Here is a 24289-nt window from a genome sequence, read left to right as displayed (position 1 = left end):
GAGGTAGACATAACGGCTTTTTTTATAATTGATACTGGGGAAATTTGATATCGTATCGAAGCCCTTCTCCCGGCACACTGGCTGCGCTGATGGTCCCATTTAAAGATTGCGTTACCAGATTATACATAATGTGGGTGCCCAGCCCGCTGCCACCTGAATCTCGACGTGTGGTAAAAAAGGCATTAAATATTTGCGCCAGATCAGACGCCGCTAAGCCTTTGCCATCATCCTGATAAACCATATATAACTGAGAACCATTAAGCTTTACTGAAACCGTAATCTGGCCTGGTTTGTCCGCCTCGAAACCGTGAGTAAGAGAATTAATCACCATATTGGTCAGCAATTGCGCTATAACCCCTGGGGCGCACCGAACAAAAATATCAGGCGGACAAGAAACAGTAATTTTGTGTACGTTGGAGGTAAAATAGGGCGCCAGCGTCTGAACAATTTCCTCCAGATAGGTGTTGAGACTGAAGGTGCGTTCTGCTTCGCTGGTTTGGTCGACCGAAACCTGCTTAAAGCTGGCAATTAAGGAACTTGCCCGTTGTAAGTTCGACTGTAACAGGTTGGCTGATTGACTTGCATTGTTCAAAAATAATTGCATTTGAGAATGCGTGATAGTCTTATTTTCATATTGCTGCTGTAATTGTTTAATGTTGTCCTGCAGCACGCTGGTTGCTGTCAAACTGGTACCTAAAGGGGTATTTACCTCATGGGTAATGCCGGCAACCAGCCCCCCTAGTGAAGCCATGCGCTCTGACTCAACAAGCTGATCTTTGGTTTGATTTAACACCTCGATAGAATTGTTTAATTCTGCGTTACGCTTCAGTAGCTCTTGTTCAGCACGTTTACGCTGGTCGTTTTCTTTACGCAACTGTCGCTGACTGGCAATTAACTCATCTTTTTGTTGCTCAAGGTTGTGCATCATCTGCGACAGCGAATGGGTTTTCTTCAACACTTCCTGTTCAAGCTGAGTATTTTGTTTGTCTAACTGTTGATACGCCTGTTCTAATTCTTTTTGAGTACCCTGCAATTTATTTTGAGAGCGCGCCAGATTATCGAGAACCTGGTTATAAGAGCGTCTAAGTTGCTGTAGCTCATTATCGTCTTCATCTAAAATGACGATTTTTGATTGCTGCGGATGATCGGCGTCAAACGCACCCATCTGGGTTGTCATCTCGACAAGCGGCTTTGACAGCAACGAGCGAAATGCCAGCATAAATAAAAAAACCAGAAAAGCGGTTTTGATGATGGCATTACCAATTAAAAAGAACACACCCACTTCAATACGGCTGAATACCACATCAAAGCTTGAGTAAAGAGTGACTTCACCAACTTGGGTTCTGTTTCCGGAAAACTGAAACACCAGCGGAAAACTATAACCAAACAAACCGTCCCGGTGCTCTTGTATTTCATCATTTTTAAGTGAGGTGGTGAGCTTTTCTTTGGTATTGCCCAGGTTAGCTATGTATTCGCCGGTTTCGTCGCGAACCTGAACGCCTTCGACAATAGGCAGCTGCACGAGGCCTTCGGCAATAGACAACGCCTGCGGGGTATTAAGCTCCCAGATAGCCCGGGTAAGACTGACCGAAAAAGTATTTTTGAGGGTGCTTAGCTCATCCTCTATACGATGCTTGGTACTCAGGTATTCGGCAAATATCTGGCTTCCGGTAACAATAACGGTGAGAATAAAATAAACCGACAGCACGCGGGTCAGTAACTTTCTCGAGAGTCCCGTATTTGTTGTAGGTCTAGACAATGGAAATTCCGGCGTAGTCAAAGGCCTAAGAGTATGTGTAAACAGCGGTTTAGACAAGTTTCTTTGCTTTACTCTACATCTCAGGATACAGCCTGAAACTTGACACGGCAGCGAATGTGTTTAATAAAACTGTCATACTGATTATGAATAATGGTAGCGTTAATAATGAGCAGGGTCCCCCCGATGTCACGAACTGTGTTGTTAGTAGAAGACGAAGCGCCTATTCGCGAAATGCTGAAGCTGGTGTTAGATCAAGCGGGATTCACTACCGTTGAAGCCGAAGATTATGATATAGCGAAAGAAAAAATCTGTGAGCCGTATCCTGATCTTATTTTGCTGGACTGGATGCTGCCGGGTGGCAGTGGTGTTCAACTTGCCAAAGGATTGAAACAACACGAATTTACTCGTGAAATCCCGGTTATTATGCTGACCGCTCGTGGTGAAGAAGACGATAAAATTCGCGGTCTGGATGCCGGAGCAGATGACTACATCACTAAGCCTTTTTCGCCCAAAGAACTTATTGCCCGTATTAAAGCGGTGATGCGTCGTGTTACCCCCACTGCAGGTGAAACCCCGATTGAAATAAACGGGTTAACACTTGAACCTGTATCGCACCGGGTTACCGCCAATAACGATCCAGTAGAGCTTGGACCCACCGAGTTCAAACTTTTGCACTTTTTCATGTCGCATCCAGAGCGGGTTTACAGTCGTGAGTTGTTGCTTGATAAAGTTTGGGGCACCAATGTTTATGTAGAAGATCGCACAGTAGATGTGCATATCCGACGTCTGCGTAAGGCCATCTCTATCCACAATCACGACGCTATGATTCAGACCGTGCGTGGGGCTGGGTATCGCTTCTCGGTAAAGTAATGTGTGTTGGCAACACCCCCACATAAAGGTTTTGGGGGTGTTGTCATTTTTGCAGGAGTTAACATTCACCCCATGTATTACCCGTTTTCGTGGCTGAAAAGCTGTACAAAACTGGCGCTGTACCTATTGAGCTTTGGGTTGGTCGGCTGGTATGTAGAGGCGGTGTGGCTGTTATTGTTATTGGGTGTAAGTATTTTGCTTGCTACCAGTTACTGGCACATTTACAAGTTAAACCAATGGTTGTGGTATAGCCGAAAAATGTCGCCCCCCGCAGTTACCGGCGTTTGGGAACATATTTACGAGGGTATTTATCACCTGCAAAGACGTAACCGAAAGAAACGCAAAGAACTGGGCCGACTGGTTAAACGCTTTCGCGAAGGCTCTGAAGCACTACCTGATGCCGTAGTAGTGGTGGATGCCAATGCCTGTATTGTATGGTGTAATCGTTTGGCTCGACTCGATCTGGGCTTAAAATGGCCTAACGATGCGGGGCGGCGTTTGGATAATTTAATTCGTCATCCTGCTTTTATCGAGTATTTTCATGCCGATAACTTTGATCATCCGATTGAAGTTCCGTCACCTACAAACCCCAATAAAACCTTTGAATACCGCATCATGCCGTATGGTGAAGAGCATTTGCTGCTGATTGCCCGCGATATTACCCGGGTTTCTCAGTTAGAGGGCATGCGTAAAGACTTTGTGGCCAATGTGTCTCATGAATTGCGTACTCCGCTGACCGTTATTAATGGTTATCTGGAAATTTTGCCTGTGGATCGCGAAGCGAATCCGATGATGGGAAAGGCGTTTGACGAGATGACCGCCCAAACCCAGCGTATGCAAAATTTAATTGAAGATTTGCTGGTGTTGTCCCGTATTGAAGCCAGTTCAGAACGTATTTATGAACATGTGGTCGATATGCCTACAATGTTACAACAATTAGAGCGCGAAGCGCAGACCCTGAACAAAGACAAAGGACATGCTATCGTTTTTCATATAGACCCGTCACTTAAAGTGTATGGCGTTGAAACTGAATTACGAAGCGCCTGTTCAAACCTGGTGTTCAATGCAGTGCACTATACACCTACAGGTGGCAATATTAATATTTACTGGACGTCTACCCCCGCCGGGGCCAGCTTTAAGGTAACCGATAACGGCGATGGCATTTCGCAAAATCATCTTGTCCGCTTGACCGAACGTTTTTATCGGGTAGATAAAGCCCGCTCGCGTAAAACCGGAGGGTCGGGGCTGGGTCTGTCTATTGTTAAACATGTATTAAGCCATCATAACTCGCAACTTGAGATCCACAGTGAAGTCAGTAAGGGCAGCCAGTTTTCATTTGTTCTGGATCGGGAGTTAATGGTGCAGTCATGAAAAGCGTTTGTCTCATAGCAATAATCTGGGGTTTATGCAGCTTTGGGGTTCAGGGCCAGACCGAAGCTATGTCTAAATATCAGCGGCAGCCCGGGGTTACAGGTAAGATAACCTCTGTAGGCTCTGACACCCTGGCGAACCTTATGGCGCTTTGGTCTCAAGAATTTAAAACGCTCTATCCGCAGGTGAAATTTCAGATTCAGGCATCAGGTTCATCAACAGCCCCGCCGGCTTTAACCCAGGGGACCGCCACCGTTGGACCAATGAGCCGGGCGCTAAAACCCAGTGAAATTCGAGAATTTGTCCAGCGCCATGGTTATCCGCCTACTGTTTTAAAGGTCGCAATGGACGCCATTGCAATTTTTGTAGAGCAACAAAATTCGTTGGCGGGTCTGACATTAGCTCAGGTAGATGCATTGTTTTCACAAACCCGATTTTGCGGTGCAGCAACAACACTGACCCATTGGCATCAATTACAACCTGAGTCTGCTGGGCTAAATGAACCCATACAGCTGTATGGCCGAAACTCGGTCTCGGGCACTTACAGCATGTTTAAAGATATGGCACTGTGTGATGGTGATTTTCGCCCCGTAGTGAATGAGCTGCCAGGGTCTGCTTCGGTTGTATTGTCGGTAGCCTCAAGTTCGGCAGCCATCGGCTATGCTGCCTATGGTTATAAGACTGCGGGGGTCAGAGCGCTGCCTATTGGTAAAAGTGCACAGACATTGACTGCATTAACAACCGAAAGTGTCAGTGATGAGTCTTACCCTTTTACCCGATACTTGTATTTAATGGTCAATAAAGCACCGGACACACCCCTGCCGGTATTGGAGCAGGAGTTCTTATGCTATGTGCTATCGACCCAGGGCCAACGTCAGGTTAAACGAGATGGTTATTTCCCGGTAGCCCCTGAGGCCTTGCAACAGCAGCAGCGTTTATTAGGCTGTCCTTGAAGATAGCATCTTCTGCTTTTCTTTTTTAAGCTTCATTTCAACTGCCTTGCCTTATCTCCAAATATAAAACTTTTGTGACAGCGGCCTGATGTAACAAAAGTGTCATCAAAATTATATAGGCTTCTTCAGGTCTTATTTAAAGTAATAGTCTTAGTGGAGAAACGAATGGCTATCAAACAGTTTTTTAAAATATCAGCGGTAGCCGGTGCCTTAGTATTGGCAGGATGTGGCGGCGACATTAATATCAATGAAGGTGATGTTACTAACCAGACCGGCACAGATACTACCCCGGACCCAGCACCGGGTGAAGGCACCGATAATGCTTTAATCGAAGCGGGCCTGGCCACTGATGTATCTGCTAGTTTTCCAGAGATTACTGATAAGCCGGTGTATCAACTAAACGCCAATACAGAATTTAACGATGATGCGACGTTAAGCGCCGATGCCCATTGGGTATTGAATGGTCGTACGGCTGTGGGCGGCGATAATGAAAACTCTGCCGTATTAACTATCGAAGCAGGAACTACTCTTATTGGTCAGGCCGGTGAAGACTTTTTGGTAGTGCGTCGCGGCTCACAAATTATGGCTAACGGCACCGCCCAGGCGCCTATTATAATGACGTCTATACAGGATGTCACCGGTCAGGAAACGGCCATTGGCCAATGGGGCGGCATAGTCTTACTGGGTCGCGCTCCGGCCAATTCATGTGGTGACCAGGTAGGCGAAACCACCGAAGATGAGCTAAACAATTGCGGAGTCTCAGCAGAAGGTGATGCCGGACAGTTTGGCGGCAATATGCCCGAAGATAATTCCGGCGTGCTTAATTATGTTGTTGTCAAAAACGCAGGCCGTACGCTGGGCAATGGTGATGAGCTAAACGGGATTAGTTTTGCTGGTGTAGGTTCGGCCACCGAGGTCGACTATATTCAGGTTCATCAGAATTTGGATGATGGTATCGAGTTCTTCGGTGGGACCGTCAACGTGAAACACGTGGTATTAACCGCCAATGGCGATGACTCATTTGACTGGTCATTCGGTTGGACGGGTAAAGCTCAGTATGTGGTGATTAAACAGGATGCTTCAGACGGTGATAATGCCTTTGAATCTGACAACAGTGAGTTTGATGCCGCGGCCACTCCGCTGACTAATCCTACTATCGCCAATGTCACCATTATTGGTGCTGATGATGCCAACGGTGTTCGTCTGCGCGCCGGTACCGCCGGTTCATTGGCTAACTTTGTGATCACCGGTCCTGATACTTACAACAACTGCCTGCGTATTAACGGCACTGAATCTCAGACCAATGCTGATAATGGCGATTTGACCATGACCAACTCAGTGGTGGCCTGTGCCGAAGGTAACAACTTTAGCGATGACGAGAGCACGCCGGGCTTCACCCAAACCTGGTTTGAACAGCAAGCTGGTAATCAGGTAGTAGCACAGGATGGTCTGGGTCTGGCAGCAAACGGCTATCAGCCGGCTGAAGGTTCGGTATTACTGGAAGGTGGGGCCGATTTATCTGCTCAGGACAGCTACTTTGAAGCCACTACCTTTATTGGTGCCATGGATGCGTCTGATGACTGGACCGCTGGCTGGGTTACTGTGGGCCTTAATTGAGTAGTGTATTGCTTAGGATATTGATACTTAGGCGCCTGCACGGCGCCTAAGTTATTAGCAACACAGCATTTCAGTTACAGCTCTCACGGAGTGTTTTAGATGAATCAAAAAAACCGTTCAATGCCAGTCAAATCGACGTTATGCGTAGCGGTCTCCTCGGCGTTGTTTGCCGGTACCCTTACGCCTTTATCTGCATATGCTCAGGACAGCGAGCAGGCTGATGAACAGCAGGCTATTGAAGAGGTCGTGGCGACCGGCACTCGCTTAAAAGGCACCGCTGAAGCGGTCATGCAAGAACGACAAAATCAGGCCTTTGTAGCAGATATCTTAGGCGCAGACCAAATTTCACGTACCGGTGATGGCGATGCGGCCGCGGCGTTAAAGCGAGTCACTGGACTAACGCTTGTGGACGGCAAGTTTATCTATGTCCGTGGTTTAGGTGAGCGTTATTCCAGCACCCAGCTTAATGGCATGGGGGTACCAAGCCCCGATCCAACCCGCTCAGTGGTACCACTGGATTTATTTCCAGCCGATATCATCGAAAGCCTGAATGTTCAAAAATCATTTTCCCCAGATATGCCTGCTCACTTTGGGGGGGGTAGTGTCAATATTCGTACGAAATCTATCCCTTCTGAGTTTGTTTTCAATGTTTCTGGGGGGGTAGATTACAACACCAATAATTCGACCCAAGGCTTTTTTTATAGCGGTGGGGGTGATGACTGGACCGGTCGTGATGATGGTACCCGGGCATTGTCACCGGTGATCCAGAATAATCTGGATCAGGCCCAGGCAGATGATGGAATCGAAGGGTCGGGTACTTATCCGCTTACCCTGGCTCAGCGTCAGGAAATGCTTGGTTCGATGTTTTGGGATATCGGCCCGGATGCCAAAGATGTGGACCCGGCGTTTGATATTGGCGTCACATTAGGTGATAGGTTTGTCACTGACTACGGTGAGTTTGGTTTTTTGTCCAGTATTTCCTACGAAAATGAATGGAATGTGGGCGAGGAGCAATCGGGCACTAACTTAGGAACCGTGGGCTGCTCAGATTTACCAGACGAAAAAACCGCCGGCGCTAAATGCTTTGCCCAGTCATTTGATGGTGTCGAAACTGAGCAAAGCGTCAGCTGGAGTGGCATGTTCAATGTGGGCTATGAGTACAACAGTAATCATCGTCTGGAACTGACCAATGTCATACTGCATGATATGAACGATCGGGTTCGTGTACGCGACTTTGTGGACGTGAATGAAACGATATTCGGGATTCGTGAATTACAACGGGTAGATATGTTGTTTGAGGAACGTCGCATGACCTCAAGCCAGATTGAAGGAACGCATAACTTTCCTGAGCTGAACTTTTTGTACTTTGACTGGTACGCCGGCACCAGCCGGGCAAACCGTCAGGCACCGGGCGGATTATCGGCAACCTACCAGATTAACCTGCAAGACGGAGAATTTTTATCTCAGCAGTTGCAGGATGTCTCGGCCACCAACGTCAGTCGCCAGTATCAAAGTCTGCGTGATGTTTCAGATACCTGGGGCTGGAATGCAGGGTACCCCATTAATATCGACGGCGTAGACTTAGAAATAAAAGTCGGCGCCGACTTTTTTGAAAAGGCCCGTAAAGCAGAAAACATTACTATTCAGGTACCACACCGGGCCATCGCCGACGACGCCCTGGTGGGCGATCAGATTGACGAAATTTTCAATCCCGATGCATTGGCCAGTGATGAATTTTATGCAAGCAGTACCGGGGCAGGTATTTTGCAATCCAATATGGCCGATGGCGACGAATACGCTGCCGGTACCAAAATTGATGCCTATTATCTGATGGCAGATGCGTTTATCGACAACACCTGGCGGGTTTCAGGTGGCGTCCGTTATGAAGATTTTCGGCAGATATCGGTTCCGTTTGAAGCGCACGCCAACAGCTTTTCAGTGACCCGTGATGAAGTGGCTGAACTGGCGTTTATGGAAGATGACTTTTTTCCTGCGCTGGCGCTGACCTACATTATGGATGATGAAATGCAGTTTCGTCTGAATGTCAGCGAATCGGCCATTCGTCCCGATTTACGGGATATCAGCACGACGTTCTTTATTGATCCGCTGACGGAGTTTTTGGTACGCGGCTCGCCGTTACTGAAAAGCTCAAAGCTCACCAATGTGGACTTTCGCTGGGAGTGGTATCGCGAAATGGGTAATAACCTGTCTGCAGCCCTCTTTTATAAAGACATCGAAAACCCTATTGAACTGGTTGAGCTGGGCACAGTAGGCGGCGCGGCGCCTAACCTGCTGACTGCCAATGGCGAGTCAGGAGAGCTGTATGGGGTAGAAGTTGAATTTTTACAGGACTTAAGCATTATAGATAAGCGCCTGGTCGACTTCTTTGTTACCGGCAACGTCACCATGTCTGATTCTAACGTAGTGATTGGCGCCGCCGATGACGGTGTTACCAGTCTGTTTGAAGAACAGTTACTGGATGCGCTAAATGCTACCAGTGCTTCGAACATTGTTACTAACAATGAGCGCCGGCTGGTGGGCCACTCCGAATGGGTCTTAAACCTGCAAATGGGCTATGACTCTCCTAATGGCGAGCATTCTGCCACCCTGGTATACAACGCTTTTGGACCACGCATTATTGTGCCTGGCACCCGGGGCAACGAAGATGCTCAGGAAGAAACGTTCAACTCAATAGATTTTAACTATTCTTACTATCCGGATTTCAATTCGCAGATTAAATTCAGCGTAAAAAATCTTTTAAATGAAGAAAAGCAAATTACTCAGGAAGGGCTTGATTTATTGCGCGAAGAACGCGGTATCGAATTTGGACTCAGTTATAACTACAACTTCTAATCTTACTTAAAAAGCCGCCATTAGCGGCTTTTTTTCTGCTACTTGCATCTCCCGCTCACTTCCTTTAAGTGCGACTGTTTGTCATAAAACTGTCACAGAAAGCTTCTATTCTACGGGCAGATTTTTTAATGGTCGGTGCAAACCGATTTCTTATCCACAAATAGGTTTGAATGTATGAAGCTTTTAAACTCCTTGCTACTTGTTGGTGCCATGATGTCATCAACTGCTCTGGCCCAAGACAAGGATAACCTGAAACCGGTAGTCGATGAAGCCGCCAAAATCAACAAGTCTGCCGCGCAGTCTCAGGAAAAGATTAATAAGATCACCGATCAAATTGACAGCAAACTTCAGCAGTTTAAAACACTGAACAAGGAAATCGAAGGGCTTAAGGTTTACAACAACCAGCTACGCAAACAAATTGACAATCAACAGCAGGAAATGACCAACCTGAATGATTCAATTGACGAAGTGTCGGTAATTGAGCGTCAGATCACACCGTTGATGATCCGAATGATCTCTGGCTTAGAGCAATTTGTCGCGTTAGATGTGCCCTTTTTGCAACAAGAACGTGCTGATCGCATTGCCGGCCTGAAAAAAATGATGGATCGCGCCGATGTTTCATCCTCTGAAAAATTTCGTCGTGTCATGGAAGCCTACCAGGTAGAAATGGAATATGGCAAAACCATGGAAGCGTATAGCGGCATGCACGTAATTGATGGTCAGGAACGTGATGTCGAGTTTTTACGTTTGGGCCGCACAACATTGATTTATCAAACCCGCGATGCCAGTCGTCAGGGTGTGTGGAATAAGCAAACCGGTGAATGGCAACCGCTGGATGGTAGCTACCGCACCCAAGTGACCAAGGGCCTGAGAATGGCAAAGAAACAACTTGCGCCAGACTTGCTAATGTTACCCGTCGCAGTGACCGACTAAGGAGAGATGAACATGCTTAAACAATTCAAAACACTGGCAGTTTGTCTGACTGCATTAAGCTTCAGCGTGAGTGCTATGGCACAAGAGAACAGTGCATTAGATTTAGATGCGCTGCTTAAAAAGCTGGAACAAGGCCAATCTGCGCAATCTGAGCAAAACAAACAACGTGAGCAACAGTTCTTACAACAGCGTAGCGAACAAGATGCCATGCTGGCAGAAATTCGCGACCAACGCGATGCCATGTTGGCGCAGTCAGAACAACTTGAAACACGATTTGAAGAAAACGAATTTAAACTGGCAGATCTTAATGGTGCGCTGGATGAGCGTATGGGCTCGCTGAAAGAATTGTTTGGTGTACTCCAACAGGTGGCGGGTGATACCAAAAGCAAATTTCAGAACTCGGTGATCTCAGCCCAAATTCCGGGGCGTTCTGAATTTTTAAGTAACATGGCGCAGGAAATGGGTAAAAGTTCCAAACTGGCTTCAATTGAAGAGATTGAACGGGTTTGGTTTGAAATGCAGCGCGAGATGACCGAATCGGGCAAGGTAACTAAGTTTAACACCTCGGTAGTTCAAGCTGGCGGTGAAAAAGTAAATAAAGAAGTGGTTCGCGTAGGGCCCTTTGCCTTAGTCTCAGACGGTAAATACCTTGATTATAACGGGGTAACCGGCACGGTAGCGGAATTAATTCGCCAACCCGCAGACCGTTATAATGACTCTGCTGAAACCTTACAAGAGTCTTCAGGACGAATGGTTGAGTTTGGGATTGACCCCACGGGCGGCTCTATTCTCGGTCTACTGGTTCAGGCGCCCACATTGAAAGAACGGGTCGAGCAGGGCGGTGAAGTTGGCTATATCATTTTGATTGTTGGCGCTATCGGCTTGTTACTGGCATTGGAACGTTTGGTTTCACTGTCAATCATTCAAAACAAGGTAAAACGCCAGCTTAAACGTAAAAAATTGAAGAAAAGCAATCCACTGGGACGTGTATTGTTAGTGCGTGATAAATACCCGAATGCGGATACTGAAGCTCTGGAGCTACACTTAACCGAAGCAATTCTGGGTGAGGTACCCAAATTGAGCCGAAATCTGACTATCATCAAAATTATTTCTGTTGTTGCACCGCTAATGGGTCTGCTGGGTACGGTTACCGGTATGATTAATACCTTCCAGGCGATTACCCTGTTTGGTACCGGTGACCCTAAATTGATGGCCGGCGGTATCTCAACGGCGCTGGTAACCACGGTACTTGGTCTGGTAGTGGCAATTCCCATGACCTTGTTGTATGCCATTTTGAATACCCGCAGCAAAAACATTGTTTATATATTACAGGAGCAAGCCTCGGGCGTTATCGCAGAGCGCGCTGAGCGGAGCTGATTATGTTGGCCTTTCTTGAAGCAATTCGCGATTTCACCGAAACCGGTGGCCAGGTACTCCTGGTCATTGGCCTGCTGATCTTTGTGATGTGGCTGCTTATTCTGGAACGAGCGATGTATATCCTCGTATGGCACAAAGCTAAGAAAAAGCGAGCAGTGGCTGCATGGCAGGCTCGCTCAGAGCGTAAGTCATGGAATGCGGAGCAAATTCGTCAGAAAACCATCTCATCGCTCAGTTTGGAGCTTACCGGGAGTATTCCCATTATTCAGGCGCTGGTGGCGCTGTGTCCGTTACTCGGTCTGTTAGGTACCGTAACCGGCATGATCGAGGTGTTTGACGTGATGGCTATTTCGGGTTCAGGTAACGCCCGGTCAATGGCATCCGGGGTCTCTAAAGCCACGATACCTACTATGGCGGGCATGGTCGGTGCGTTATCCGGCGTGTTTGCCTCAACCTGGTTAAACCGTAAAACAAAAACTGAACGGGCGCATCTTGAAGATGCCATTATCATTGAGCGTAAACTCAACTGAGTCGCTAAGTTAAGGTAAAAATTATGAAGCAGCATTTCCAAAATCTGGTAGATGAAGAAGAAGCCCAAATTGATATGACCCCCATGTTGGACGTGGTATTTATCATGTTGATTTTCTTTATCGTGACGGCCTCTTTTGTGAAAGAAGCCGGTATTGATGTGAATCGCCCAGAAGCGTCTACCGCGGTACAGAAAAACCGGGCAAGTGTATTAGTGGCAATTTCTGACACCGGTGAAATTTGGATTAACAAACGTCGAGTAGATGTTCGTGCCGTGCAGGCCAACATTGAGCGTCTGCATGCCGAAAATCCGCAAGGCACCGTGGTTATTCAGGCTGATAAAAAAGCGACCACAGATACCTTAATTAAAGTGATGGATGCATCGCGCGCAGCGGGTGTGTATGACGTTTCGATCGCCGCACAAGAGTAATTAGTCATGGCAGCTCGATTTTTAATTGCCCTGGTCGTTTCGCTGGCCATCACCCTGGGTTTGTTTTTTGTGATGCAATCATTGATAAAAATGGGAGGCAGTGCGATGACAGAGCCTCCTCGTGGCAGTGTGCTGGATTTTGTTCGGGTGAAACAGGAAGAAACGGTGGAGCCAAAAGAACGCAAACCGCGCAAGCCTCCTAAGCCTCAGGAACAGCCGCCACAAATGCAACCACAGCAAATGGACTCGCCATCGCCGGATGCCCAAGGCTCTTCAATGGACTTTAGTTCTGATGTAGGTGATGCCGGCGAACTGGATGGTGGCCTTGCTCTGGACTCCAGTGATGGGGAATATTTACCAATTGTTAAATCCTCACCGGTATATCCTCGCCGTGCGCTTCAACGTGGCATAGAAGGATTTGTTATTGTGGAGTTTACCGTGAGCAAGCAGGGTGCGGTAAAAAATCCAATTGTGATTCAAGCTAAGCCAGAAGGGATTTTTGAACAGGCTGCAGTTGATGCTGCGCTGAAGTTCAAATACAAGCCTAGAGTGGTAAATGGCGAAGCAACAGAAGTATCGGGTGTGCAAAACCGGATCACTTTTCAGATTGACGGGTAAGAGGACATGAAAAAATCAATTGCTAAGCGCCTGACTACCGCGATGACATTTTGGGCGTGGGTGGGCCTGTCATTGCCCGTGGTCAGTCTCTATGCTGAAGCGCAAACAGCTAGCGAGAAAGAAACGCGCGAAGTGCCGACGCTGCGCTCAAAAGTATATGATCAATTTTCTCGTGCGCAATCCGCAGCCGATAACGGTGACCTGCCCGAAGCTATTTCGATTCTCGAAGAAGTGAAAAGCAAAGACTATTCGATGAATAGCTATGAGCGGGCGATGATGTTCAATTTTTATGGGTTTATCTATTATAACGATGAGCAGTATGAAAATGCCCTGGATGCATTTTCACAGGTTATCGAACAACAACCCATACCGGTAAAATTTGAAATGTCGACACTGTATACCCTGGCACAGTTACATTTAATGCAGGGTAACTACGAGCAGGTGGTCGATTATCTGGACCGATGGAAAACGCTTAATAATGGCGATGTGCCGGCCAAGCACAAAGTATTGAAGGCGCAGGCCTTGTATTCTGATGAACAATATCAGCAGGCCGCAGAATATATACAGCAGGCGGTCGCTGAACGTGAAGCGGAAGATCAGGCGCCGGACGAAGGCTGGTTAATTCTGCAGCGTGCCATTCATTATGAATTAAAAGAGCCAGTGAAAGTTAAAGATATTCTGATCAAAATGGTCAAATTATTTGATAAGCCGAAATACTGGATTCAACTGGCGAGTATGTATGGTGAGCTGGGCGAAGATCGTAAGCAGCTGGCTATCATGGAAACCGCGCACCAGAGAGGATTTGTGGAAAGCGGTACCGATATCTTTAATCTGGCACAGTTGTATTACTACCACCGCGCACCTTACAAAGGCGCAAAGCTCATGGAGCAGGGTCTGGAAGACGGTGTGCTTGAAAAAAACTTACGTAACTGGAAGTTTTTAGGACAAAGCTGGCAACTGGCCAAAGAAACTGACAAAGCCATACCGGCACTAACCGAAGCCGCGGCTTTAGCCGATGACGGAGAACTGGAGGTGCAGCTGGCCCAGATCTACCTGAATAGCGAGCAGTGGGAACAAGCCATTGCAGCTGCCGACAAAGCCGTAGAGAAAGGCCAGCTTCGTAACCCGGGGATGCCGCATCTGGTTAAGGGGATGGCGCTTTACAATACGCAGCAATATGTGGCGGCAATGGAACAGCTGGCTCAGGCAGAGGCTTATGATAAAAGCCGCGCTATGGCCCAGCAGTGGCTGAAGTTTGTAGAAACAGAGAAAACCAGTCAGGAACAACTGTCGGCTGAGTTGTCTTTGTAAGTCTGTAAACAAATAACTCAGAAAAAACCGCGTATATACGCGGTTTTTTTATCGGCAATGTACGATTAGGTTTGATGGCTACCGCTTTAACTAAGCTACGCGAGGAACAAGCTTCGATCGTACGAAGGCGTCGAGTTAGCGCTGTGTTAGCTGTCTTTCCCTAAATCAACCTCGGCGTCTTCGATAAGAGTAAAATACCCGTCGTCTTCATCAAGTTGCAGCAAAATTGAAATATAGACAGATTGCCCTTCTTTTGGCTCTTCGTTAAAGCCTGCACCAATTGAGAAAGAATATTTGCCGTTTAAATCTTCTGAAAGCAGATTTTGCGTTTCGGCAAAACTTGCAACTGCCTGTTCCGAGAGCCTGAAGGTGTATTCAGTTTTCGCGGGGGTCGATGAAAAGAAGCCCTCTTGTGAAGCGATTAAATGCTGGTCTTCGAGAACAAGTGGAAACAGAAAATTCCTGAGCCCTTTTTCATTTTCTAAACTGAGACTTAGCTTTATTTTCTCGAGTTTTAGAGTGAAGGGGTCTGACACCCTGATTTTCGAGCGTATTTGAGAAGGGTTTAGCGAAGCGAAACTTTGTTCGTTAAAGTTACGATATTTAAGCATGGTCGAAACAGGAATGCTTGAACATCCATACAAAAACAGTACAAGAAGAACTAAAAAATTTTTCATTATCTATCCATGATTGATTGCTAGAACTAAACTAACGAGCAGTAACGTCGCGGCATAAGCGCTCACATCATTACGCCGTTAAGCAGCATACCAGGCACGAAAAAGCTAAAGGCAAATATACCCGAGCCTGTCAAAGCCAATGCCAGACAACAAAATGATGCTTGCAATGCGAAGACACCAGGTTTAGCTGAGTTGCTATACCTAATAGAAATTATTGCGAGGCTAATAATGTTTTTAAATTGCACATAGAAACGTTGTAGCCAGGCCAAAATAGGCTGAAAAGCGACAAGCAGAAATGCGAATGCTACCTCGATACCGCCAAACTGGACAAGTAGCGCAATTTCAGGAGCAAACGCGGCAGCCACCACTATGCTGATGCTTATTACAGCTTTTTGAATGAATGTTAAATCTTCCCACTTTTTCATGTAAATCCTTTTAATATGTTACTTCCAAATATGGTCGCTGGCTCTTCAGGCATAATCGCGAAGCGCTCCAGGTGTCTGCGGCTTGGCGAGCGGCAGCGAGTACCATTATTTACTTGTTATATTTCTTTATTGTCTTTTCCTATGACCTTTTCCTTGTTTGGCTCAGGATTGATTGTTTCTTTTTCGGAGTTGGCTATATCAGCATGCCCTTTTCCTGACAATGCTGTAGTTCCAAACCAGAACAAAGCACCTGTAAATAAACTAAATGAGAGTGATTCTAAGAGTAGAAAATAAATACTGGATGATTCCCCCTCTGAGGTTTTTTGGATAAGGTAGCCAAGAAATCCAATAGCTGCCCCTAGACGAAATCCGCTTTTTGTTTTACTTGAACTCACTGGTTCTTACCAGAAACAAAGCAATCTTCGCCTTTTTCTGCCATGACATACTCACTTTTGCTCTTTCACTATTAATAGCAAACAAACTCTCGTATTACTACATATCGGGAAGTTGGCAGCTGGGTAAAATGCGACCGGGCATAAGTGCGTGCTCGGGTGGTTTTTTGAATATGGGGGCACCTACTTGCAAGGTGAGGGTTGCGTAAATGAATTCATGTTCACTTAATGGGATGATGAGCTAATTTACGACATCGAGCGGCCGGGAAAAAAGCGTTATTTCTCAAGCAATCAGAGAATAACGACCGTCCCCCCTTGTGATTTGAGCCAGGCCGCTCCCATCAATATAAGCTATGACATCATTTCTTACAGTGTTCTCGCCAGCACGGCTTAAAATACGTCGACGCTGGTCACACAATAGGCTACATTTTGGCAAAGAATAATTATTAACCATCTGACAATTCAGGGAGAATTACGTGAGTGTATTTAGAACGCTTGTGATAAGTGGCGCGGTGGCTGCCGCGCTAGCCATGCCAGTGACCGCACAGCCGCAATCAGACATCAACAGTAGTGTAGCGGGACAACAGCAAAGCGAGCATGAGCGTTTATTCGCGTTATTTGCAGCTGCAGATGAACGCCAGCTGGCGCTGAACCCTATTGCTGGGCTGTTCCGGGGCGATATGCGTCGTGCCGACCGGCTTGGCGACTTTCTGACCGACGCCCATACTATCGCGACCCGGACCAGTACATTGTTAAACCTCTCTGAGCTGTCAAAAATAGATCGCTCACAACTAAATACCACCGACCAGCTGGCCTACGACGTATTTGAATACGATCAGCAAACGGGTCTTAAAGTTACCAGTGATGAAATACGTGCGTTAACAGAAGTGCGCCCGGTGAATCACTTTAGTGGTTTCCATACTTTTTACCCTACGTTTGCCAGTGGTAAAGGGGCTGCTCCATTCAAAACCATTGAAGATTATGAAAACAACCTGTCACGGCATCAGGATTATATCGACATCGGCGAGCGGGCTATCGCACGATTTCGTGAAGGTATGGAAACGGGTGTACTGGAAACGAAGCTGACGATTGATCGGGTTATCAAGCAGTTCGACACCCAACTGGCGATTCCGATTAAGGAGTCACAGTTCTGGGGGCCAGTAACGATGTTCCCCGACAGCTTCAGTGAACAAGACAAAACTCGTTTGACCAAAGAGTATATGAAGGCGACTAAAGAGATATACGCCTCAACTGAACGTCTGCGTAATTTTCTGCACGATGAATACCTGCCTGTGGCCAGAGAAAGTATCGGGCTTAGTCAGATGAAAGGCGGCGAAAAGCTTTATAACCACCTGATTGAGAAGACCACAACTTTACCGCTGACCGCCGACTACCTGCATGATCTGGGGATGCAGGAAGTAGAGCGAATTAAAGCTGACATGGTTGAGATTATGGAAGAAGTGGAGTTTGAGGGCACACTTAATGAATTTTTCGATTACGTGCGGACTGATCCTCAATTTAAACCACAAAGTCGTGAAGCGTTAACCGAAACGTATTACCGTATCGGACGTGAAGTTGACAAGAAAATTGCTGACTATTTTTCATTGTTGCCCAAAACGGAACTCGAAATTAAGCCTTATGATCCGTCTATCGAACAATTCAGTGCTGGCGGCTCGTACCAGAGTGGCACACCAGATGGGTCTCGTCCGGGTACGTTTTACTTCAATGCCTATGATTTGCCCAGCCGGCTAACCACTGGCAACGTTACTTTGTATCTTCATGAGGGCGCTCCAGGACACCATTTCCAAATCAGCCTGGCTCAGGAGAACGAAGAACTGCCGGCATTCATGCGCTTTGGCGGTAACAATGCTTATGTTGAAGGGTGGGCGTTATATTCTGAAACGTTGGGTTACGAAATGGGCTTCTTTGATGATCCCTGGAACCGCTACGGTACGCTACAGGATGAACAGTTACGCGCCATGCGGTTGGTAGTAGATACTGGCATACATGCCAAAGGCTGGAGCCGGGAACAGGCGATTGACTTTATGCTGGAAAACTCTGGTATGACCCGCACCGAAGTAGTGGCAGAAGTAGAGCGCTATATTGCTATTCCGTCACAGGCGCTGGGTTATAAGGTAGGCGCACTGAAAATTCAGGAGTTACGCCAACAGGCAGAGGATGCGCTAGGTGAAAACTTTGATATTAAAGCATTCCATGCGCAGGTATTGGGCACAGGTGCGCTACCCCTGCCAATACTGGAACAAAAAATAGAACGTTGGATTGCCAGCGAGAAAAATTAACGAGTAATGCTAAAAAGGTCGGCAGGGCATAATGGTCTGCCGACCTTTTTTATGACAAATGAATAGCAAATGAATATGACAGTCACTTTCTATAGTTAGCCGAAGGCAGGTGACTGTCCTGTTTATACTATTAAGAATTTTTAGTTAGCGAAACTTTTATGAATAAAGATATAAATTACGATAACTACACTGTAAAAGAGCTAATGGAAGCAAAAGAGTCGATTGACCGCCATTCTTTTCCTGAGAGGTATTGTAAAATTATTGAATTACTTAAAGAAAAGAATTCTAAGGTAACTTGCAATGGAGATTCTAGAGAAGCCGAAAGAAAAGAAAAAATTTCAGTGATTTTTACTTTTTTTCTATGGCTTTTTGTAGCTGTTTATTCTGTTTTTGTATATTTTAAAACGAAGGAACTACTAGAAACAGGTGAGTTTACCATTGGAAGTGCTAGATATTCGTTCCTGAAAAATTTGTCTCCTGAAAGTTCTTTCGCTGTCACAATGCTTAATCTATTAATTTTAATATTATCGGCTATTTATTTGACAAAAAAAATAGTTTCAAAAAATTGATAGAGTAATCTTTTAGCCGTAATGGTTTTATGTGGTCAAACAAGGCAGGTGAGCAGGACAGCTACTTTTTCTATCTACGTCGAATTTTTCAATAGCACTTGATGACCTTAGGTATTTCAAAGCTACTGTCTTGGCGACAGGGATGGGGACAACTTGATACTGAAGAACTATTGTGAAAAATTCACTTCATGGACGTAACTTATAGGTAGAATTTATATGGATATTAAGTGTTCTCTATTGGTTGTTAGTGCTTGCTTTCTTTTTTTCCTGTGGTTCCTCATCTGACAACAATTCTTCACCCACACCGTCGCCACAGCCCCCCCAAAGCGAAAATATACTTCTATCCTACAATTTTTCAGTAAGCACTCAAGACTTTGAAATTGGGGTCGCACATTATAATGTTGATCACGAAGAAAATGATGAAATTGTTTCGAAATTATCTCAACTCGCGGAGCCTTTTGAGTATAGAAATGGAATAGGAGAAGTAAATGACGGTCCTATTCTCCGTCTCCGGAAAATTTTCCTCGAAAAGAAGCGTTCACACTTCATTTTTCCTATCAGCCAACCAACGCATTATATTAAGTAAAAATTCCTCGTTTTGCTCGGCGCCCACCGAACGTAACCCAAGCTTTTTACCTGTGCTTGTAATTAATTGCGAAGAAAACATCATACCTTCAGAAAAAACCGCGACTCGCCCTTTGCCAAGCTTAAGGACCGCGCCCTGACTCCATCCCTTCATTGAAACCCGCGGTGTGTCGGGCTCTACCTGAAACGGGATCTCTGGTGCGGTTGCGCTAACACCAGGACCTAAATTCAATAGGGACACGGCATTCTCTGGCGCTTTAAATGCTGAACCACCAAATGATCTCACCTGTTGTATATCAGATGAAACTTGTCCAAAACTTTGTAGAAAGACAGGTTGCTCTTCTTGTGTACTTTCGCTTTTGTATGTAGTGACATGTTCAGAAAGTGAATGATTAAGTCTACTAAAAGTGATATTCCCAACGTGCCCGTTGATGAACTGAAACCCAAGAGCAAGTGTCAGATTGTTTATAACTTTGGGAAACGGAGTATGATCTGCGACCAGAAATAGTGAACCGCCTTGCAGTATCCAGCTCTTTAATACTTCAACTTCATTTTGATTGAGTGCTTCCCCAAAGGGGGGCAGCCAATCTTCCCGATATCTGTCAAGCGCGTTTGCAATAACTAAAATATCGACATTTTTTAGCTGCTTTTCACTAATTTTTTTAGTATTTGAACTGACTCTGAATCCGTCACTTTTGAGGACTTGTGCGAATGGCTTGTACCTGCCGTCTTTTGTCAGAAAATTATTATGAGCTTCGTCTATTGAAACAATAGGGCCATGCTCAGACGAGAAGTGAGCGACTCTGCTTTTAGGCCTGAAATCGGGGTCAGCTTGTTGCGGGCTATCAGAGCAGGCCACCAATATTATAGCTAAACCAATAAAAATTAAGTTTTGAGCTAACCTCATTAACAACTCCATTTGTTATTACTTTTTACCATTGATTTGTGCCAGTTACATATAGGACGATAGCATGAGAAATGTTGAGTAACGGTATATCGTGCCCGGCGAATAAATAAATGTGTGCTGCTTTACCTAATCATTCGTTGTAGGTTCGACTTTGCTCATTCGCTCTTAACAAATCAATCGCCCAAAACGAAACCCTTTTAACAGCGCTAACGACGTTTTTTACGCTCCTTCGATTTGCCTTTACGCTTTGATTTATCGTCAGCTTCAAAATTACCGTATAAGTCTTCTTCTGCTTTAGCAACAGGAGGTCTGGGTGTTGATGCAAATCCTGGCACAAATACTTTTTTAAATTGCCGTCCGATAAAACGCTCAATTGCCCTCAACTGCTTCGACTCATCGTCGCTAAATAGCGAGATGGCTAAGCCCTTGGCCGACGCTCTGCCGGTGCGGCCTATTCGGTGAATATAGTCTTCGGGTACATAGGGCAAATCAACGTTAATCACGCAGGGCAATTGCTCAATATCAATGCCTCTTGCAGCAAGGTCTGTTCCAATCAACACCTTTATACGCCCACTTTTAAAGCCATCTAATGCTTGTGTACGTGCTTGCTGGGTTCTGTTGGCATGAATGGATTCAGCCGCAATGCCGGCTTGTTCTAATTCGTTTCTTAAGCTGTCCGCGCCGCGTTTGGTGCGCGTAAATACCAATATTTGAGACCAGTCATTATTTTTAATCAGGTGAAGAAGAAGCGCGTTTTTTCGCTCTTTGTCCACCGGATGCAATACCTGTGTGATGCTTTCAATATGATCCTGCGCCTTGGCTAGCTCAATAGTCACAGGGTTATTGAGCATCGTTGTTGCCAGGGCTTTGATTTCTTTAGTAAAGGTGGCAGAAAATAGCAGGGTTTGGCGTTTTTCAGGCAGTAAGCTTTGTATGTGATGAATATGCTCAATGAAACCTAAGTCCAGCATGCGATCGGCTTCATCCAAAACCAATATTTCGAGATGCTCGAAATTAATCACACCTTGCTTATATAAATCTACCAAACGCCCGGGGGTGGCGATGAGGATATCCACACCTTGCTCTAGCTCAAATTTTTGTGGCTCAATCCGCACCCCGCCAAACACTGCCGTGGTGCGCAAATTCATACTCTGGCTGTAAGTATCAACATTCGCGGCAACCTGTGCAGCAAGCTCTCGGGTAGGAGCAATGATTAAGGCTCTCACATTATTGGCTTCAGGGTGGGGCTTGTCTTCCAACAGATGCAAAATCGGTAATGAAAAACTGGCTGTTTTGCCCGTGCCTGTCTGGGCAATGGCGATAACATCGCGTCGACTCAATACCGCTGGAATGGCTTCTTGCTGAATGGGAGAGGGCTTGGTATAGCCCTTTTCGGCAACGGTGTTTAAAAGTTTAGTGCATAGGCCTAAGGCGCTGAATGACATAGGGGAAGAGCCCACAACTTACGGAAATTGCGCCCATAATACTTGGTGTCGGTGAGCTTTGTGTCACTATTTATTGGCTTTTTTGCAAGTGACACAATAAGCGGTAACCAAAACCGCTTAAAAAGGCAAAAACAGGTTCGGCTCAATTGGCGCGCAGTCAGGTGGTTTTTTTCGCCAGGAATATTGTGTGCTTACTTCCTTTACCTTTACGAGCGCGGGCAATGTGGGTGGTAACGTTGTAACCCGCTTTTTTAAGACGCACAGTAAACAGGTAATCAGGCCCTGCAGACCAAATGGCTAGCATGCCTTTGGGTTTGAGCACCTCGTAGATATCTTGTAAACCCTCCAACGAATAAATCCAGTTGTTATCAGAATGGGTTAAACCTTCAGGACCATTATCAACATCGAGCAAGATGGCGTCATAGGTTGGTTTTCTGGTATTCAAAAGGTGCTTTACATCACCTACTTTAACCGTAGTTCTGGGGTCCTGAAGCGGATTTTTAGCGCATTTGCCTAATGGTCCCTGATTCCATTCCACCACCTCTGGGATTAACTCAGCCACCGTGACCTGCGAACTTGATGTGACTTCTTTTAGCGCAGCGGCAAGCGTGTATCCCATCCCCAGACCACCCACTAACACATGCGCGTCAGGGGTCGATTTAAGATGAGCACAGCCCATCTGTGAGAGTTCTTTTTCTGAGTTATAGACACGGCTATTCATTAATTCGCCGCGAATACCAGAAAGCCGGATACTGAATTCTTCATCTCGCTGAGAAAATGTTAATTCACCACCATTATTTGGAATTTGAGCTGTGCCCAATTTAACCCATGGAACCATCTGCAGGCTTATCCTATGTTGATACACTGTTTAACAGTGATATTGGCTGATACTGAATGTCGGCGCGCAGAGTAGCACATTTGTCAGACATCCACGGGTTTGGAATTAAGGCTAAGATTGTACTGACTCATTATGCTCTATGAATATTGAAAACCCTTACACAGATCACTCACACGCATGCGATAACCGTTTATCAAGTATGTCAGTCAGCTTTAGGCCAAACAGACTCGTTAACTGACTGTTTTTTCAGACAGCAGCCTGCGTCTCCAGAAGACCCGTAGGTGCGAGCTGACTCTGCCCGATTGCTATAAACTTGCCACTCCTGTTGTGGAGCGATTGTGCTACCAAAATTAAAAAAAGGCTGAATCTGACAGACTGGTCTATTCTTTCTAAGTAGGTGCGGACACGGCTTATATCAATTACCGGGGGCTGATATGAAACTAGGGATTAAAGCACTTTTGGGCTTGTTTATAACCCTACTTATGCTTGTTGTGTGGGTGACCGTGTCGGATAAAGAATTTACTGAAACCAGCAACGCCGCTTATATACAAAGTAGTAGTGCCTTATTTCAAAAAGCTGGAATCACCCCTCAATCCAATTTTGTGCAAACACAAGGGCCTGTTAAACGTATTCATTATCTTGAAATGGGTCAGGGCGATCCTTTAATTCTGATCCATGGAGGGGGCGGCTACGCTTCACAATGGTTTACTGTTATGGAAGAACTGGCTAACTCTTATCATTTGTTTGTTTTAGACCGCCCGGGAAGTGGCTTGACGGATAACTTTAACTACGAAGGCGTAAGCCTGCCAAAACATGGTGCAGAGTTCATTCGTTCTTTTATGGATGCGTTAAATTTACCCAGCGCGCACCTGGTTGGGCACTCTATGGGTGGGCTTTTCAGTGTGAATTTTGCAGCTATTTATCCAGAACGCGTCAAACAACTCGTATTGATTGGTCATCCAGCAGGTGGCACTGTAGAAATACCGCCTCAGGTCATAATGATGGGCCTGTCCGGGGCCAACAAGATTCTCTTAAAGTTAATTGGGCAGCCGTCGATCGAAGGAAGTAAGGACTTTCATAAAATGATGCTGGTTCATAAACCAGAACAATTACCTGATGTATATTGGCAAAACGACGTTAATGCTCAGCTTATTCCAGGAAATGCTCGCACATTTAATTCATTGCTTGAAAATTGTGTGGAATTTGGAGGTTTCAAAGAGGAATACCTGATTCAAAATGCGCTATTCAACTTGCCCCATAAGGTTACGTTTATCGTGGGCGATAAAGATGTTTGGGACACTATTGAAAATGCAGAAAATTTAGCAGCGAAAATGCACAATGCCTCTGTTCATGTTATTAAAAATGCAAGTCACTTACCGTGGCTTGATGCACCTGAAAAAAGCGCGCAACTGATTTTGACGGCCTTTGCCCCACCGACTCAGCATCAACAGACCCAGAGCCAATGATTTTTTAACGCGCCAATAAGAAATTAATTCAAACGGAGCAGGGTAAACTCGTTAACTTTGAATCT

The 24289-nt window shown here is 45.9% G+C and carries 21 protein-coding genes; 14 read left to right on the top strand and 7 right to left on the bottom strand.

Going from position 1 to position 24289, the window contains the following annotated elements:
• Positions 1-22: 22 nt before the first annotated feature.
• Complete coding sequence (locus JK130_RS00660; RefSeq protein WP_218352480.1) at positions 23-1708, bottom strand: sensor histidine kinase; 1686 nt, start codon at positions 1706-1708, stop codon at positions 23-25.
• 234 nt (positions 1709-1942) lie between these two features.
• Between JK130_RS00660 and phoB the strand changes: the two genes are divergently transcribed.
• From phoB to JK130_RS00605, 11 genes are all read left to right on the top strand, one after another.
• Positions 1943-2629 carry a phosphate regulon transcriptional regulator PhoB gene (phoB, locus tag JK130_RS00655; RefSeq protein ID WP_218352273.1) on the top strand — a complete coding sequence of 229 codons (687 nt, stop codon included), beginning with the start codon at positions 1943-1945 and terminating at the stop codon, positions 2627-2629.
• Positions 2630-2701: 72 nt separating this feature from the next.
• Positions 2702-4000: a phosphate regulon sensor histidine kinase PhoR gene (gene phoR, locus JK130_RS00650; RefSeq protein ID WP_218352272.1), complete on the top strand. Its 1299-nt coding sequence runs from the start codon at positions 2702-2704 to the stop codon at positions 3998-4000.
• A complete protein-coding gene (locus tag JK130_RS00645) occupies positions 3997-4953 on the top strand; it encodes a PstS family phosphate ABC transporter substrate-binding protein (RefSeq protein WP_218352271.1) in 957 nt (318 codons plus the stop codon). Before phoR ends, JK130_RS00645 begins: the two co-directional genes overlap by 4 nt.
• A 165-nt stretch (positions 4954-5118) precedes the next feature.
• A complete protein-coding gene (locus tag JK130_RS00640; RefSeq protein WP_218352270.1) occupies positions 5119-6570 on the top strand; it encodes a hypothetical protein in 1452 nt (483 codons plus the stop codon).
• A gap of 99 nt (positions 6571-6669) precedes the next feature.
• A complete protein-coding gene (locus tag JK130_RS00635; protein WP_246587649.1) occupies positions 6670-9423 on the top strand; it encodes a TonB-dependent receptor domain-containing protein in 2754 nt (917 codons plus the stop codon).
• 174 nt (positions 9424-9597) lie between these two features.
• On the top strand, positions 9598-10356 hold the full coding sequence (locus tag JK130_RS00630) for a DUF3450 domain-containing protein (RefSeq protein ID WP_218352269.1): 759 nt from the start codon (positions 9598-9600) through the stop codon (positions 10354-10356).
• 12 nt (positions 10357-10368) lie between these two features.
• A complete protein-coding gene (locus JK130_RS00625) occupies positions 10369-11733 on the top strand; it encodes a MotA/TolQ/ExbB proton channel family protein (RefSeq protein ID WP_425514577.1) in 1365 nt (454 codons plus the stop codon).
• 2 nt (positions 11734-11735) lie between these two features.
• Positions 11736-12263, top strand: a complete 528-nt coding sequence (locus JK130_RS00620) for a MotA/TolQ/ExbB proton channel family protein (RefSeq protein ID WP_218352267.1) — start codon at positions 11736-11738, stop codon at positions 12261-12263.
• A 23-nt stretch (positions 12264-12286) separates the two neighbouring features.
• Positions 12287-12691, top strand: coding sequence for an ExbD/TolR family protein (locus JK130_RS00615; protein ID WP_218352266.1), 405 nt, complete (start codon positions 12287-12289; stop codon positions 12689-12691).
• 6 nt (positions 12692-12697) lie between these two features.
• Entirely contained in the window at positions 12698-13309 is a 612-nt protein-coding gene (locus JK130_RS00610) for an energy transducer TonB (protein ID WP_218352265.1), read from the top strand.
• Between the two features lie 6 nt (positions 13310-13315).
• Positions 13316-14620 carry a tetratricopeptide repeat protein gene (locus JK130_RS00605; protein ID WP_218352264.1) on the top strand — a complete coding sequence of 435 codons (1305 nt, stop codon included), beginning with the start codon at positions 13316-13318 and terminating at the stop codon, positions 14618-14620.
• A 146-nt stretch (positions 14621-14766) separates the two neighbouring features.
• Here the strand turns inward: JK130_RS00605 and JK130_RS00600 are convergent, their stop codons facing one another.
• From JK130_RS00600 to JK130_RS00590, 3 genes are all read right to left on the bottom strand, one after another.
• On the bottom strand, positions 14767-15297 hold the full coding sequence (locus JK130_RS00600) for a hypothetical protein (protein WP_218352263.1): 531 nt from the start codon (positions 15295-15297) through the stop codon (positions 14767-14769).
• 62 nt (positions 15298-15359) lie between these two features.
• The gene (locus tag JK130_RS00595) at positions 15360-15722 is read right to left on the bottom strand and encodes a hypothetical protein (RefSeq protein ID WP_218352262.1); all 363 of its coding nucleotides are present in this window, start codon (positions 15720-15722) and stop codon (positions 15360-15362) included.
• 116 nt (positions 15723-15838) lie between these two features.
• On the bottom strand, positions 15839-16117 hold the full coding sequence (locus tag JK130_RS00590) for a hypothetical protein (protein WP_218352261.1): 279 nt from the start codon (positions 16115-16117) through the stop codon (positions 15839-15841).
• Positions 16118-16590: 473 nt separating this feature from the next.
• On the opposite strand from JK130_RS00590, the gene JK130_RS00585 reads away from it, so the two are divergent.
• Together JK130_RS00585 and JK130_RS00580 are read left to right on the top strand one after the other, a co-directional pair.
• Entirely contained in the window at positions 16591-18414 is a 1824-nt protein-coding gene (locus JK130_RS00585; RefSeq protein WP_218352260.1) for a DUF885 domain-containing protein, read from the top strand.
• Positions 18415-18572: 158 nt separating this feature from the next.
• Positions 18573-18983, top strand: coding sequence for a hypothetical protein (locus JK130_RS00580; protein ID WP_218352259.1), 411 nt, complete (start codon positions 18573-18575; stop codon positions 18981-18983).
• 538 nt (positions 18984-19521) lie between these two features.
• Here the strand turns inward: JK130_RS00580 and JK130_RS00575 are convergent.
• The 3 genes from JK130_RS00575 to JK130_RS00565 form a co-directional block, all read right to left on the bottom strand.
• Positions 19522-20475: a DUF4350 domain-containing protein gene (locus tag JK130_RS00575; protein ID WP_218352258.1), complete on the bottom strand. Its 954-nt coding sequence runs from the start codon at positions 20473-20475 to the stop codon at positions 19522-19524.
• A gap of 206 nt (positions 20476-20681) precedes the next feature.
• Positions 20682-21920 carry a DEAD/DEAH box helicase gene (locus JK130_RS00570; protein WP_218352257.1) on the bottom strand — a complete coding sequence of 413 codons (1239 nt, stop codon included), beginning with the start codon at positions 21918-21920 and terminating at the stop codon, positions 20682-20684.
• Positions 21921-22077: 157 nt separating this feature from the next.
• Positions 22078-22758 carry a spermidine synthase gene (locus tag JK130_RS00565; RefSeq protein ID WP_218352256.1) on the bottom strand — a complete coding sequence of 227 codons (681 nt, stop codon included), beginning with the start codon at positions 22756-22758 and terminating at the stop codon, positions 22078-22080.
• Between the two features lie 434 nt (positions 22759-23192).
• Here JK130_RS00565 and JK130_RS00560 point away from each other — a divergent pair, with 434 nt between their 5' ends.
• The gene (locus JK130_RS00560) at positions 23193-24224 is read left to right on the top strand and encodes an alpha/beta fold hydrolase (protein WP_218352255.1); all 1032 of its coding nucleotides are present in this window, start codon (positions 23193-23195) and stop codon (positions 24222-24224) included.
• Positions 24225-24289 lie beyond the last annotated feature (65 nt).

It is taken from the genome of Alteromonas lipotrueiana (assembly GCF_019249245.1).
GTDB lineage: Bacteria > Pseudomonadota > Gammaproteobacteria > Enterobacterales > Alteromonadaceae > Alteromonas > Alteromonas lipotrueiana.
Note: the sequence above shows the minus strand (reverse complement) of the source record. Positions and strands in the feature narration are given on the sequence as shown.